9 protein-coding genes are annotated in these 15,218 nt (G+C 39.9%); 1 reads left to right on the top strand and 8 read right to left on the bottom strand.

All coding sequences use genetic code 11. The annotated features are described in order from the left end of the window. Nucleotides 1–24: 24 nt before the first annotated feature. From JN11_RS22135 to JN11_RS22100, 8 genes are all read right to left on the bottom strand, one after another. On the bottom strand, nucleotides 25–1,851 hold the full coding sequence (locus tag JN11_RS22135; RefSeq protein WP_144916234.1) for a DUF885 family protein: 1,827 nt from the start codon (nucleotides 1,849–1,851) through the stop codon (nucleotides 25–27). A gap of 113 nt (nucleotides 1,852–1,964) precedes the next feature. Beyond that, nucleotides 1,965–2,867 (bottom strand): AraC family transcriptional regulator, encoded by a 903-nt coding sequence (locus JN11_RS22130; RefSeq protein WP_144916232.1) that lies wholly within the window; start codon nucleotides 2,865–2,867, stop codon nucleotides 1,965–1,967. A 121-nt stretch (nucleotides 2,868–2,988) separates the two neighbouring features. After that, nucleotides 2,989–4,233: an NAD(P)/FAD-dependent oxidoreductase gene (locus tag JN11_RS22125; protein WP_144916231.1), complete on the bottom strand. Its 1,245-nt coding sequence runs from the start codon at nucleotides 4,231–4,233 to the stop codon at nucleotides 2,989–2,991. A 55-nt stretch (nucleotides 4,234–4,288) separates the two neighbouring features. Then, nucleotides 4,289–5,290: a 4-hydroxyproline epimerase gene (locus tag JN11_RS22120; RefSeq protein WP_144916229.1), complete on the bottom strand. Its 1,002-nt coding sequence runs from the start codon at nucleotides 5,288–5,290 to the stop codon at nucleotides 4,289–4,291. Between the two features lies 1 nt (nucleotide 5,291). After that, nucleotides 5,292–6,875: an aldehyde dehydrogenase (NADP(+)) gene (locus tag JN11_RS22115; protein WP_144916228.1), complete on the bottom strand. Its 1,584-nt coding sequence runs from the start codon at nucleotides 6,873–6,875 to the stop codon at nucleotides 5,292–5,294. A gap of 3 nt (nucleotides 6,876–6,878) precedes the next feature. Further along, the gene (locus JN11_RS22110) at nucleotides 6,879–7,823 is read right to left on the bottom strand and encodes a dihydrodipicolinate synthase family protein (RefSeq protein WP_144916226.1); all 945 of its coding nucleotides are present in this window, start codon (nucleotides 7,821–7,823) and stop codon (nucleotides 6,879–6,881) included. Nucleotides 7,824–7,917: 94 nt separating this feature from the next. Beyond that, entirely contained in the window at nucleotides 7,918–9,309 is a 1,392-nt protein-coding gene (locus JN11_RS22105; protein ID WP_144916225.1) for a SusD/RagB family nutrient-binding outer membrane lipoprotein, read from the bottom strand. A gap of 33 nt (nucleotides 9,310–9,342) precedes the next feature. After that, on the bottom strand, nucleotides 9,343–12,366 hold the full coding sequence (locus JN11_RS22100; protein ID WP_211360881.1) for a SusC/RagA family TonB-linked outer membrane protein: 3,024 nt from the start codon (nucleotides 12,364–12,366) through the stop codon (nucleotides 9,343–9,345). A 368-nt stretch (nucleotides 12,367–12,734) separates the two neighbouring features. Here JN11_RS22100 and JN11_RS22095 point away from each other — a divergent pair, with 368 nt between their 5' ends. Next, the gene (locus JN11_RS22095) at nucleotides 12,735–15,116 is read left to right on the top strand and encodes a glycoside hydrolase family 127 protein (protein ID WP_144916223.1); all 2,382 of its coding nucleotides are present in this window, start codon (nucleotides 12,735–12,737) and stop codon (nucleotides 15,114–15,116) included. Nucleotides 15,117–15,218 lie beyond the last annotated feature (102 nt).

The following is a 15,218-nucleotide window of genomic DNA, read 5'->3' as shown; positions in this document are numbered from 1 at the left end:
TCAGGGTATTAATATGTTTAATGATTACTTAATAAAGTTGTAAAACTTCCAGTTAGTCTTAAAATCTTTATCTAAAGGGGTACCTTCAAGAGTGGCCCTTGTTAACTCAACCGGGATCAGATTCTCTTTTATCACTGCATCATGGAATTGTTTATAGGTCATTTTACCGCCATCAACCAGTTCGTGTTTTAAACTCATTAATTGCAGCCCTCCTGTTAAATAAGCCACCTGATATAGCGGACTGTAGCCGCCTTCAAATGAACGCCTTACTTCACCCTCAGCGTTGGCCTTTTCGTGGCCTACCCTGTCAACCAAAAAGTTAATGCACTCTTGTGGTGTCCAGTTGCCTAAATGATAATTGAGTGAGAAAATGATTCTTGCACAACGGTGCATGCGCCAAAACAACATACCGATACGTTCTTCGGGTGTTTTTGCAAACCCCTGATCGTACAGTAATAGCTCCCAATATAACGACCATCCTTCAATAGCAAAAGGCGTTTGAAAATCCTGGCGATATGGTTTATACCTGCTATTGATAAAATATTGCAGGTTGTGTCCCGGTATTAATTCATGCTGTACCGTACCTCTTGAAAAATATGGGTTATTACCGCGCATGCTCATCAGCTTATCACCCTCATTCATGGTATTGGTTGGATACGAGATACTGATCTCTTCGCCACCGGTAAAAAATGGATTTACCAACTGCCTTTGCGGGGTCATCATAATCATTCCCCAGGTTTCTTCAGCCAATGGAGGTATAGTTATCAGGTCGCGGTCCTTTATAAAAGTTAAGGCATCGTTATATAACTTTACTATCAGCTCCGGTTGTTTTCCGGCAGGAACATAACTGTTTTTAACTTTTTCTAAAGCTTTTTTCCAGTCATTGCCATAGCCCATTTCCTGGCTGGCTTTCAACATTTCTTTATCGCACCAGGCAAATTCCTTATTGGCTAAAGCAATCAGCTCTTCGGGAGTATAAGGTATCATCTCAGCATTTAGCTGGCTTATTAAAGCATCACGGCCAATAGGCACCCCTTTTATGCCGCTGCTATCAGGCTTTTGAGTAGTAAGTAATTTCCCTTTTTGAATTAGCTGTTTGCTATAAACAGTTAAAGCGCTATCCAATAACTTGTATGGTGCAGGTACCCACCAGGTAAACATAGGATCGTAACCATAATAAAAATCGTATACATTTTTAAGCCTGCCTTTTAAACCAATTACAGCCTGTTGCGCTTTTACGGCAAGCGTCATATCCAACGAAGCTACTTTACTAAACGAAGCTTCGTCGGTTTTCACTTCTTTTAAAATAGAATCCAGTTTAGCTGCAACCTGTTGACCATCCAATGAAACACCTCTGCGGCGCTGCTTTTCTAAAAAGTAAATTTCACCAGCAAAGGGGATATATTTTTTAATACTGTTATATTGAACTTCCTCTTTCTGCAGATTTTCCAGCTCAAGGTTTATTTTTTTCTTTAACAGGATATAATCAACCTTTCCATAAACACTTATGGAGTTAAAATCAATGGCTGCCAATTTTTGCAGATAGTCATTATTTACCTCTATTAATCTTTTTCGTTGTTCCGGTGAGTTTAATACCCATTGTTTATACTGTTCTTCGCCTGTTGGATTTAAGCGATATGGGGTGTAAAATTCTCTGATAGCATTTATATCCTGTCCATACTGAATCAACTTACCACTCACCTCTGTTGCCTGTTCATATATTTCTGATTCGGGTGCTATTTTTTGCGCCTTTAAACTGGCATTAATAAATAAAAGCTGACCAAGAATTAAAGCGGATGAAAGAAATATTTTTCTGGTAACGGATAAGTAATCTTTTTTAGAAATGTGCATGATGAATTGAATGTTAAAGCCCTAGCAAAAATAAAAGGATAAGCTTCGGCATAATGGCCTAACTTATCCTCTATTACTTATTTTTTAGCTTTTACAGGTAGATAACCCAGAAATTAGCTTGCTATTTTAGTTAGACTGTTCACGTTGTTGTGATAATTATCAAGGTATTCGCGGGGCGATGTGCCTATTACACATTTAAACACGCGGTTAAAGTTTGTTATGCTTTTAAAACCACATTTATAGGCCACTGTTGATATACTTTCAAATTTATGGGCTATGAGTTTCTTACAAGCTTCATTTATCCTTATTTCATTTAAAAAGGAGATAAAGGTATGACCAGTATGCTTTTTGAAATATCTGCAAAATGATTCGGGAGTCATACAGGCAGCTTTGGCAACATCCTCAAGGGTTATGGCCTCGCTGTAATTTTGCATAATGAAGTTATAAATATTGCCAATGCGGATACCTTCATTTTCAGTAATTGCCGGAATACTTCCATAAGTAGATAACGGCTCAAGCTTAGTATTTATAGAAAACAGGCTTTTGAGTAAGCCAAAAAACTGCATTAAATTATCGGCGCCATGGCTGCTTTTAATGGCATTCATCGATTGGGAAACCTCGTTAAAATATTCCTCCGGAACTTTAAAACCCTGCTGATGTTGTTGCAGGAAAATCTTAAAAGCTTTCATCTCGGGCAAATCAAACAGTCCCGATAAAACTCCGTCTGGATTAAAAAACAAAGTGAACGCTTTTACTGACCTTCCACTATCAGGATTAAAATATTCAGGGCTGCTTTTAAACAGGTGAGGTAAATTAGCTCCCAACAAATAAATCTCGCCGGCTGCATAGTCATGCATGTTGTTTCCGGCTATCAAAGTACCTTCACCTTGCTGTATCCAGGTTATTTGCGCCTCCTTGTGACGGTGCAAATAAGGATAATGGTAAGGCAATTCAACCTGATCAATTATGACACTCTTATCGTGCGCAACTGGAATTGTAAATTGAAGTATCTTCATAGCGGCCAATTAATTAATTCGTGTATAATTTACAATTAATTAACTTTAATTTCCAACAATTATTCTATATAGGATAAAATATAAGAAGTTTCGGCTAAAATCGGTACTTAATCATCACAATTTAGAAGCGATTTGGAGAGAATGGATCAATAGCAATACTTGGCTTCTTACCATCAATTACCTCACTTACCAATAAACCTGTTGCAGGGCCAAGACTCAGACCCATCATTCCATGTCCTGTTGCTACAATTAAATTATCGTATTTATTGTTTCTGCCTATATAAGGTAAGCCATCCGGAGATGATGGACGGAAACCAAACCAGATATCTTTTTCGGCCGGTATTTCAGGATGCAGATTGGGGAAATAATTAGGGATAGCTTCTACAATTCCTTTTACCCGGTTCATATTTATCCGCTTATTTATTTTATCAAGCTCCATGGTGCCGCCATAACGCAAGCTGCCATTCATTGGGGTAATAGCTACCCTGGCTTCCGCTAATAAAGCAGGAATTTGCATTCGTTGTTCCGGCTCGTTAACCATAAACGAATAGCCCTTGCCTGGCATTAAAGGCGTTTTAATATTAACCAGCTTAGCTATAGCTGGCGACAATGAACCACCCGCTATAATGTAGTTATCGGCAGTCCATTCTTTAGTACCTGTAAATACTTTGCTTATTTTATTGCCTGCAGTTTCAATTTTTGTTACTTCGTGGTTCCTTACAATATTCACCCCTTTAGCTTCCAAATGCTTTAACAAAGCAGCCATCAGATGGGTAGGATATAAATGCGCATCGCAACGATAGTGTACCGCACCTAAAACATCCAGTTCCAGCTTGGGTTGCAAAGCTTTGCATTGGGCTACGGTGAGTACTTCCATATCAAGGCCCAGCTCACGTCCTTTTTCGGCCATGTGCGCTTCTTCTTCACCTGCTTTCTCTGTTTTAAAAAACATCAAAATGCCTTTTTCAGTAAGACCGAAATCAAATCCAGGTTCAGCAGCAAGTTCTTTATAAAGATTTTTACTAAGCATGGAGATCTCCATCAACGGTTTAGCCGAGGCTTCAACATGTTTGGCATTGGCATGCTTTATAAACTTAATGCCCCACGAAATCAAGTCAGGGTTAAGCGATGGCCTAACATAGAAGGGACTCTTACTGCTAAACATCCACCTGATGCCCTGACTTATCATGCCCGGCGTTGCAAGTGGTATAAAGTGACTCGGAACTATCATCCCGGCATTGCCGTATGAACAGTTATCACTTAAATCGCCTTTATCTAAAATGGTAACCTCGTGCCCTGCTTTGTTTAAATAATAAGCAGAGCTAAGCCCCATTATACCACCACCAACAATTAATATTTTAGACATAGAAACATCGTAACTCAACTTAAACCGCAGCCTAAGTTTTAAATTAAACTCTTTATTAAATTACCTGGAAGCCATGTGCGTAAGGATCGTCATCATCAATCTTTATGGTGTTGTAACCATAAACCTTGGCCCATCCTTCTATACTCGGTACAATGGCATCAATATCACCAATCTTCACTACGTCTTCTACCCTACCGGTAAACTTGCTGCCAATTATGCTTTCGTGAATAAACATATCGCCTTTTTTCAACTTGCCTTTTGCATGCCATTGGGCCATTCTGGCCGAGGTGCCGGTACCACAAGGTGAGCGGTCAATGGCCTTATCTCCATAAAAAACAGCATTACGCGCAGTTGCATCGGCAGATAATGTAGCACCTGCCCAAAGTATATGCGTACAGGTATTTATAGTAGGATTTTGCGGATGAACAAAGGTATATTTCTCATTAATGCGTTGACGGATAGTGCGGCTCCAGCTAATAAGCTGGCCTGCTGTATAATCTTCCAGTCCTTTAAAATTTGGCTGGGGATCAACTATCGCATAATAATTACCACCGTAGGCCACATCAAATGTTAATGTTCCTAAATCAGGGCATTCCACCTGTAAATTTTCGCCGGCAAGATATGCAGGCACATTGGTAAGCTTAACAGAGGTAACTTTTGCACCTTCCTGTTTGTACTCAATAATTACCAAACCTGCTGGTGCTTCCATACGGATTATACCAGGCACTTTTGGTTGGATAAGGCCTTCTTCAACGGCAATGGTTATTGTTCCGATGGTGCCATGGCCACACATTGGTAAACAGCCGCTTGTTTCAATAAACAAAACTGCCACGTCATTTTCGGGATTATGAGGCGGATATAAAATACTTCCCGACATCATATCATGGCCACGCGGCTCAAACATTAAGCCGGTACGGATCCAGTCATATTCTTTTAAAAAATGCTGGCGCTTTTCGCTCATATTTTCGCCTTTAAGCGTTGGGCCTCCACCGGCAACCAATCTAACCGGATTGCCACAGGTATGTGCGTCGATACAAAAAAATGTTTTACTCGCCATATTATTCTTTAGTCCATTTATTATTTACCTGCCTCCATATGTTCAGCGGGTTGGCTTGTTGTAATTCAGGTGGTAAAAGGCTGTCTTCCCAATCCTGCCAGGCAATGGGCCTTACAAACCGGTAAACAGCTCCTGTTCCAACAGAAGTAAATCTGCTATCGCTGGTTGCCGGGAAAGGCCCGCCATGCTGCATTGCTGCACAAACCTCAACACCTGTAGGCACGCCGTTTAATATAATGCGACCCGTTTTTTCTGTTAGGGCATTCAACAAATCGCCATATAATGGTAATTCTTCTTTTTCGGCCATAACAGTGGCTGTAAGCTGACCATCCAAAGATTCTATTACCTGCTGTAACTGGGCTGCATCATCAGCAACTACCAGTAGTGACCAGGGGCCGAAAACCTCTTCTCCAAACTTTTTATTGGCGATGAAAGCTTCTGCTGATACTTTTGCAATGGTTGCAACCGACTGATTTACTTTCTCCTTATCAATTGCAGTTGATTTAGTTACCAGCTCAATCCCTGGCTCTGCCAATATTTCGCCTGATAATTTCTCGTAGTTTTTCCAGATACCTGCCGTGAGCATAGTGGCAGATGGTGTTATTTCAATAGCCCCGCCCAATGAAGTTACGAAACGATCTAACCCTTCAGATTTTATCGCTAGGATTAAACCGGGATTAGTGCAAAATTGCCCTGCTCCTAAAGTTATAGAACCTGCATATTTTGCGGCCAATGTTTCGGGTTCTGCATTAAGTATTGCAGGCAATAATATAACCGGGTTAATACTCCCCATCTCCGTAAATACCGGGATGAGTGATTTACGCTCCTGTGCCAGTTTTATCAAGGCCATACCACCATTATATGAACCGGTAAAAGCTACGGCTTTGGTTTGTTCGTGTTTTACTAATTGAGCACCAACATTATAACCGTTGTCATACAACATGGAAAAAACACCTGCAGGCATGCCTGTTTCTATTGCTGCTGCGCTTATTGCCGCGGCAACCATTGCGCTGGTGCCGGGATGTGCCGGATGTGCCTTTACCACAACCGGGCAACCGGCTGCCAGTGCGGAAGCGGTATCGCCACCTGCTACTGAAAATGCTAGCGGGAAATTGCTGGCACCAAATACTACCACCGGGCCAATCGGGCTAAACATTCTGCGGATATCAGATCTTGGTATTGGTGTACGCTCTGGCTGTGCAGTATCAATAACGGCATCTACCCATGAACCTTCCTCAACCAAATCAGCAAATAGACGTAATTGGCCTGTGGTGCGGCCTAATTCGCCTGTAATTCTACCCACAGGTAAACCACTTTCGGCTACTGCCCTATTGATTAAATCGTCGCCAATAGCCGTTAATTTATCAGCTATTGTACGTAAAAAAGTCGCTTTAGCTGCCGGAGAAATTATTCTATAAACCTTAAATGCTGCGGTTGCAGCATTTAAGGTTTTTTCGATTAATAAAGTATCGGCTGCATGAAAATCGCCAGTTAACTGTTTCCCGGTTGATGGATCTGTAGCGTTAAACACTCCTCCATCAACTTCAACATAATTACCGGCAATTACATTATTACCATTTATCATCAGTTAATTTATTTGCTTTACCTTTTCTTCTAATCTTCCCCAGCTTCCTTCAGGCAATTGAGGGCGAACAGCTAATGCAGCATTGATAATGTTCAATACCTTTTCGCGTTCAGCACCTTTAAGCGGCAAGCGCGGAGCCCTTACATTTTCGGTACCGATGCCTGTTGCTACCTCGGCAAGTTTAATATACTGTACCAATTTTGCATGAATATCCAACTCTAGTACAGGTAAAAACCAACGGTGTATGGCAATGGCTTCTGCAATTCTTCCGGCCTTTACCAGTCTGTATATAGCAACTGTTTCTTTCGGAAATGCATCAACCAAACCTGCAACCCAACCATGTGCGCCCATTATCAAGCTTTCGGTAGCAATAGGGTCAACGCCAGTAAATATTTTATACCTGTCGCCAAAACGGTTGATGAGCCTTGTTGTATTGATGATATTCCTGGTTGATTCTTTAATGGCCTGAATTGTAGGATACGCTTTCAAACGCTCAAACATATCCAGGGTTATTTCCGTTTTATAATCAACCGGATTGTTATAGATCATTATAGGCAAAGGCGTACTTTCAGCAATCGCTGTTAAATAAGCTATTGTTTCATCTTCATCAGAACTGTAACGCATCGGCGGAAGCAGCATTAAACCTGAGGCACCATACTCAAATGCTTTTTTTGCAATATCAATGGCGCTACGGGTTGATTGCTCTGCAATATTTAATATCACAGGCACTTTTCCGTCAACATATTCAAGTGTATGTTTTAACAGTGCAAATTTTTCGTCGCTAGTTAAAACACTTGCTTCTCCTAATGATCCGCCTAATATTATTCCATCAACGCCAGCTTCAAGCTGCGCGTCAATATTTATATCAAAGGCAACAAAGTCAAGTTCCTCATTATCAGTAAACTTTGTAGTTACCGCAGGGAAAACCCCCTTCCAGTCAAATTTCATGTATTACGTTTTTTTTATTGTATGCAAAGATAAATCGAAACTATGGGTTAAAAAGTAACAAATTACCAGATACTTATTTTATTTTATCAATATTTTATTGAACATCCCACCATAAACGGTCTGTAAGTTTTGCTGTTTGCTGCGGCTGAGGATTTGAAATGATCTCAGCTTCAGGGTACAATACTCTTCTTGGAATATCAGACAAAGCATTAGGGGCCTTTGTTAGTGCAGGGAAGCCGGTGCGTCTGAAATCAACATAATTTTCTAATGAAAGGAAGTCAGCAACATTTTTCTCCTCAATGATAAATTGCTCAGCATTGGTACTGGTTAATTTACGGCTTGCAATGTAATTAGCAGCGTCTGTTGTGCCTACACCCAATTTGGTCATGTGCGATTGTATAGCGCTTTCATAAATTGGTTCAGCAGCAGTATATCCCGAAATAATTAAGGTTGCTTCTGCTTTCAGAAATAAAACCTCCGAATAATTTACCAGATAATCATATGCACCGGTTGCTCCATAAAAATCACCGGGGCGCGAGTAATCTTCCAATTGTCCAATCTGCTCTAAACCTTCGCCCAAACCTGTATAAAGGCCTGTTGCAGTTGCAGGAGCTACCATTATGGTTAAACGCGGATCGTTACGGGTTTCCAAAGCATTTACAAAAGTACTGCCCAAAACTACAGTGCTTGCCGATATGAAATTTTGCTGCCATGGGTTTTCACCGCCTGCTGCACCAGAGTAGATCATTTTAAAATCATCATCGTTTGATGCCATTGCATTTTGAAGGGCAGTTAATGCCAATTGAGCCTGTTCAGTAGCTGTTGTACCCGGTGCTTTTGTTAAGTGCATATAATAACGGGCTTTTAAGGTATAAGCCAACCTTGTCCACTTGCTCATGTCGCCACCATAAAACAAATCATCACCACCAGGTGTGGTTGCATAATTTTTGGCTATATCAGCTATACCAGCATCAAGTAATGATTGGATATCGGCATAAATAGCTTTTTGTGAATCATAAGTTGGTGTAAAGTTACCCGCCCCGTTAAATGCTTTAGAGTATGGAATATCGCCCCACAAATCGGTGCCATTACCTAAACAATAGGCAGTTAATATTTTTGATATACCTGAGTAATTGGTATTACCATCGGCTGTAGCTTTAGTGGTTAAAGTAACCAGGTTATTTAAGCAGGTGGTATATAAATTACTCCAATCACCATCCATATCGGTATTATACATAAGGTAAGTGCCGGCATTGGGTGCAACCTGATTAAGGGCGGCCACCTGCATATACTCCTGAACAATAACAGCAGCACCACTGCCAGCATAAAGGTTGGAAGATATAGCCAGTTCAACCGGAGAAAGAATTAGCCCTTCGCTTACGCTGATCGGTTGATTGGGATTTTGATTTACATCAATAAATTTTTTACAGCCCGTAAAACTTACAAGCAAGGCTGATATAGTTATGATAGAATATATTTTTTTCATGATCTGATTATATTTAATAGGATTAACAGATGATTACAACGTTGCTTTCACACTAAAATCAATTGATCTGGATGTTGGAGTGGAGAACGAGTAGATGCCCTGATCGCCGTTTGATGCACCAAATGAGCTAACTTCCGGATCACCGCCGGTAAAGTGCGGAGCATATATCCAAAGGTTACGGCCGGTTACACTAACATTAATAGATTTAAATGGACTACCGGTTAACCAGGTTGGCTTAAGGGTGTATCCAATACTTGCATTACGTAGTTTTATGTAAGTACCATCCTGTATTACAGATTCTTCTATACCATTTAAGCGCTGATAATATGCCTGTCCGGTAACTACAACAGTATTTGGCAAACCTGTTGACTCTGATATACCAGAAACAACTCTTGGTGCACGGTTTTCGGTAACTTTAGGAGTACCATAAAAATAACCATAGCCATCAACATTGTTTTGGATATCTCCACCTTTTTTAACATCGAAAAACACGCTAAAGTTAAATTGTTTATACCTTAAAGTACTGCTAAAACCACCGGTCCAATCAGGATTGATATTACCGATAACACCCGGCGTTGCATCAGCATAAGGTAAACCGCTATCGTCAATCAGCAACTGACCTTTAGCGTTACGGGCATAACGCGTACCATAAAGCACCCCATATGGCTGACCAACTATAATTGATGAAAAGCCATTACCAATTTGTTGTAAATCGCCATCAATAGTTAATACTTTGCTACGAATCTGAGAATAATTTATGGTTACATCCCATTTAAGATCTTTGGTTTTAACGGGAACAACGGTAAGTAATAACTCAAAACCTTTGTTACGCATAACGCCGGTATTTACAGTTGTACCTGTATAACCGGTAGATGGTGCAATAGCTACACCCGGGATAATACCATCTTTTAAGTTTTTGATGTAGTATGAAGCTTCCATGGTAATGCGGTTGTTAAAGAAGCCCGTTTCTATACCAGTTTCAAACTCGTTGATACGCTCATTTTGCAGGTAAGGATTATTTAAAGTTTGGCTTAGTAAAAATCCGGCTTGTCCTTCGTATGGAAACGTAATGTTACGGATGGTTTGGCTATAGTAAGGTGTAGTAAGCGAATAAGGGCTTATATTATCATTACCAACACTGGCGTATGACACTCTTATTTTAGCCAGATTCATTACATCCTGTAATTCCTTTGAGAAAAATTCTGAAGCTATAAAGCTCGTTGCAGCTGATCCATAAGGATAATAGCTATGATCTGTTGCCAGTTTTGAGCTGCCATCATAACGACCGGTAAGCGCCAAAATCAGAAAACGTTTATAATCGACATTGGCCTGAGCATAAACGCCGATTTTATGTTGTAAATAGTGTGATTCAGAAAAGTTGATAGTGGAAGCCGAGCTGATATTAGTAAGATCAGGAACGGTAAGGCCTACACCATTTGCATATAAATCCTGCGAATACTGAGAGTAAACGTTGTTACCAATTAATCCGTCAATATTAAAATCGCCAAATTGATGATTAGCACTTGCAACCAAATCATTATTAAACTGCCTGAAATTTAAACTATTCAGCACAATTCTTCCTGTCGGATTCGATACTGATTGTGCCGATTCATGGTAATTATCCGTTTCGTTATAAACGTCGGCTCCAAACCTTTCTGTAACGGTTAACCATTTTAACGGTTTATAATCAGTAGTAAAGGTTGGTAAGAACCGGTTAACAGATGATGTATTTGAAATATTGTTCAACACCCAATATGGGTTATTTCTGGAATAACGGTATAAACGTTGTGTGCCGTCTGCATTTTCATAAGGCAACAGGTTGTAAGAAATAGGTGCGGTATAAATAGTCCATACCGGGCTTTCCAGCGCATAACCTTCAGGTAAACGGTGGTTTTGGGAATTGGTATAATTTAACTGGAATGTAGTATTTATTTTATCGTTAATCTTTGCGCCATATTTTGCAAATAGAGCGTTGCGGAGAAACTCAGTAGTAGGCACCGTTCCGGTTTGATCGAAATTAGAATATGACAAATAATAGTTTGATGCTGTACCACCACCTGCTACACTTACTACATTATTATAGGTGTGTCCAGTTTTAAAGAAAAGAGCAGCCTGGTTATATTTTTTCGCAGGTTGGCCATTAATGGTAAGCGTATCCATCAGTGGGCCCCAAGAAGTACTTGTTTTTTCGGTAGTTCCATCATAATATACACCATTTGTTCCCTGGGCATATTTATCCTGGATCTGCGGAAGCAGCGCATTTTCAAACGAAAAATCGGAAGAGAAATTAATGGTTGGCTTTGCGTTTACTTTACCAGTTTTTGTGGTAATAATAATTACCCCGGCTGCGCCCGCAGAACCGTAAAGGGCCGTTGCTGCTGCACCTTTTAAAACGTTAATGCTTTCAATAATTGATGGATCAATATCAGCAATACGACTTGTTCCCGGGCCCGAATTAAGGTTACCTGTTTCATCGTTATTAACCGGAACACCATCAACAACCATTAACGCCTGGTTATTGCCATAAAATGATGATGCGCCACGCACCACAATACTCGATGAGCTTCCCGGCGTACCAGATGAGCTTACAATCTGCACACCTGACACTTTTCCGTCAATGTCATTAATTAAACTTGGGTCCTTTCCCTGTACCAGGTCTTCTCCCCCAATTTGCTGAGTACTGTAGGTTAAGTTCTTTTTTTCGCGTTTTACGCCCAATGCAGTAACCACTACTTCGTTTAGCGATTGTGCGTCTTCAGCAATACTAATGGTAACAGTTGCTTCGTTAGTAACCGGCACCTCCTTGGTTATAAAACCAATAAAAGAAACCACTAATTTGGCAGGGTTTTCATGACTGATAACAAATGATCCGTTCACATCAGTTACGGTAACTTTGTTAGTGTTTTTAATTTTAACGGTAACTCCCGGCATGGGAAGGCCCTTATTATCGGTAACCTTTCCTTTTAGGCTAATGCTTTGTGCATAAGCACCGCAACAGAGCAGGGTGATGCTCAAACAGGTCATGAAGAGCTTTTTAAGTAAACGTTTTGGGTTCATAGAAATACATTTAAGGTGTGAGTAAAAATTTTCAATAAATCAGTACTAAATCAGTACACCGTAAAGTTATTCGCACAAAACCCTTAATTTTTTACATAATTTGTCTCATACTTACAATATATTATCACAAATGTTACATTTTTAAAGCCATTTTTATAAATTCATTAAAATTCATAATTATTATGTAGATATTTTTTAATAAAAAGAGCGAATAGAGATAAATTTGATACTAAAAATCACTATATAATAACAGTTTTAAATACTACAAAGAGAAAAAACGGATAAAATATGTGCATTAATAGCAAAAAAGCATACACAAACAGCAATTAAAGTATCTTAATTTTATCCTTGTATTAATTTGATAAAATATGAAACACACCCTGATCAGAAAACCTGGTTTAATAAAAGCACTACTGGCTATTTTTCTGATTGCCGATGGATTAATGGTAAAAGCGCAATCATATGTGCCAGAACTAAATGATAGCCGAATGAAAGTTGGGCCATCGGTAGAAATAAAGGCTTATTCATTCGATTTGCGGGATGTGCAATTGCTCAATAGCCCTTTTAAGGAAGCAATGGAAAAAGATGCAGCTTACTTATTATCCATTGAGCCTGATAGGTTGTTATCTGGTTTCCGTTCACATTCCGGCTTAAAACCAAAAGGTGCACTGTACGAGGGTTGGGAGTCATCAGGACTGGCAGGACATACGCTAGGGCATTATCTTTCTGCCATATCCATGCAATATGCTTCAACCGGCGACCCTGAATTTTTGAAACGCATTAATTATATAGTTAAAGAATTAAGGGAATGCCAGCTTGCTCGTAAAACAGGTTATGTTGGCGCCATCCCCAAAGAAGATACGATTTGGGCGGAAGTTAAAAAGGGAGATATCCGCTCTCATGGATTTGACCTGAATGGCGGCTGGTCGCCATGGTATACTGTACACAAGGTTATGGCCGGGCTTTTAGATGCCTATTTATATGCAAATAATACCGAAGCGTTAACTGTATGCAAAGGTATGGGGGACTGGACAGTTGGAACTTTGAAAGACCTTAATGACGATCAGATCCAGAAAATGCTGCTTTGCGAATACGGTGGCATGGCCGAGGTAATGGCCAATCTATATGCCATCACCGGTAATAAAGATTACTTAACTACCTCTTACAAGTTTTACGATAAACGGATACTGGATCCGCTTGCCGAAAATAAAGATATATTGCCAGGCAAGCATTCCAATACTCAAATCCCTAAAATTATTGCCAGTGCACGCAGGTATGAACTTACCGGAGATAAAAAGGACGAAGCTATTTCGGCCAATTTCTGGCAAATTATCACTAAAGATCATACTTATGCTACCGGTGGAAACAGCAACTACGAATATTTAAGTGAGCCCGATAAATTAAACGATAAGCTTACCGAAAACACTACAGAAACCTGTAATACCTATAATATGCTAAAACTAACCCGACATTTGTTTGCGGTTAACCCTTCAGCTACCTTAATGGATTTTTATGAGCGCGCTTTGTACAATCACATCTTAGCCTCTCAAAACCATGAAAGCGGCATGATGTGTTATTTTGTACCACTGCGCATGGGTGGCAAAAAAGAATACAGCACACCCTTTACTACGTTTACCTGCTGCGTAGGCTCTGGTATGGAAAATCACGTAAAATATAACGAAAGCATTTATTTCCGCGGAGGCGACGGTAGCTTATATGTGAACCTGTTTATTCCTTCAGTACTTAAATGGAAAAGCAAAGGAGTAACAGTTACCCAACAAACCACCTTACCGGCAAATGATGAAGTTAATTTCACCATAGCTACCGAGAAACCTGTTACGTTCTCCCTGCGTATCCGTAAACCGCAATGGAGCAGCAATTGTACTTTAAAAGTTAACGGAGAAACTCAGCAGGCAGTTATAGATGCTCAAGGATATCTTGTTTTAAACCGCAAATGGAAAAACAATGACAAAATTGAATTTACAGCCCCCGAATCTATATACACCGAAGCAATCCCCGATAATGCAAACCGCAAGGCTTTATTTTACGGCCCGGTATTACTGGCCGGTGTATTGGGTAACAAAGAACCCGATCCGCTTAAAGGTGTACCGGTGTTTGTAACCAGCGAAACAAATCCTAATCAATGGCTTAAAATGGTTGACCAAAAAAGCCTGCGGTTTACAACAGTCAATATAGCTCAGCCTGAAGAAGTAGCCCTGATTCCTTTTAATCAGACAAAAGACGAATACTATTCTGTGTACTGGGATGTTTTTACTCCTGCAACCTGGGCCATACAACAAAAAGCCTATGATGAAGAAAAGAAAAAACAGCAAGAGTTGGAAGCTCATACTACCGACATGATCCGCTTGGGTGAAATGCAGCCAGAAAGGGATCATAACTTTAAAGGAGAGCATGAAATTACCGGCGAAGATCACCAGAAAAAATGGCGGGCTACTGATGTTGGTGGTTTTTTAAGTTATGAAATGAAAACCGATCCGGATAAAGTCAATACCCTGATCAATACTTACTGGGGTACTGATAACCGGGGAAGAATATTTGATATTTTAATTGATGGCGTTAAACTAAGTACCGAAGATTTGAATAAGTACAAAGAAAGTCGCTTTTATAATATATCCTATGTAATACCAATTGAACTAACCAAAGGAAAATCAAAAGTAACCGTTAAGCTGTTACCCAAAACTGATAACAGTGCCGGGCCTGTATTTGGAAGTCGCATGATAAAAGAATAAGATTATAGATTTTATCAATTCAATAATGGAGAATGCCGCCTTATAAGCAATTATGAGGCGGCATTTTTATTGGAATAACATTTAATGCGTAAACACCCTGAA

The sequence above is a fragment of the Mucilaginibacter frigoritolerans genome (genome assembly GCF_007830615.1).
In the GTDB taxonomy this organism is placed as follows: domain Bacteria; phylum Bacteroidota; class Bacteroidia; order Sphingobacteriales; family Sphingobacteriaceae; genus Mucilaginibacter; species Mucilaginibacter frigoritolerans.
The sequence above is the reverse complement of the archived record's forward strand: the minus strand, read 5'-3'. Positions and strand labels throughout refer to the sequence as shown.

What these genes read in the sequence shown, in the direction of transcription:
- JN11_RS22095 (WP_144916223.1), top strand. Translation starts at nt 12,735, where the DNA reads ATGAAACACACCCTGATCAGAAAACCTGGTTTAATAAAAGCACTACTG.
- JN11_RS22100 (WP_211360881.1), bottom strand. Translation starts at nt 12,366, where the DNA reads ATGAACCCAAAACGTTTACTTAAAAAGCTCTTCATGACCTGTTTGAGC.
- JN11_RS22115 (WP_144916228.1), bottom strand. Translation starts at nt 6,875, where the DNA reads ATGATAAATGGTAATAATGTAATTGCCGGTAATTATGTTGAAGTTGAT.
- JN11_RS22135 (WP_144916234.1), bottom strand. Translation starts at nt 1,851, where the DNA reads ATGCACATTTCTAAAAAAGATTACTTATCCGTTACCAGAAAAATATTT.
- JN11_RS22120 (WP_144916229.1), bottom strand. Translation starts at nt 5,290, where the DNA reads ATGGCGAGTAAAACATTTTTTTGTATCGACGCACATACCTGTGGCAAT.
- JN11_RS22125 (WP_144916231.1), bottom strand. Translation starts at nt 4,233, where the DNA reads ATGTCTAAAATATTAATTGTTGGTGGTGGTATAATGGGGCTTAGCTCT.
- JN11_RS22105 (WP_144916225.1), bottom strand. Translation starts at nt 9,309, where the DNA reads ATGAAAAAAATATATTCTATCATAACTATATCAGCCTTGCTTGTAAGT.
- JN11_RS22130 (WP_144916232.1), bottom strand. Translation starts at nt 2,867, where the DNA reads ATGAAGATACTTCAATTTACAATTCCAGTTGCGCACGATAAGAGTGTC.
- JN11_RS22110 (WP_144916226.1), bottom strand. Translation starts at nt 7,823, where the DNA reads ATGAAATTTGACTGGAAGGGGGTTTTCCCTGCGGTAACTACAAAGTTT.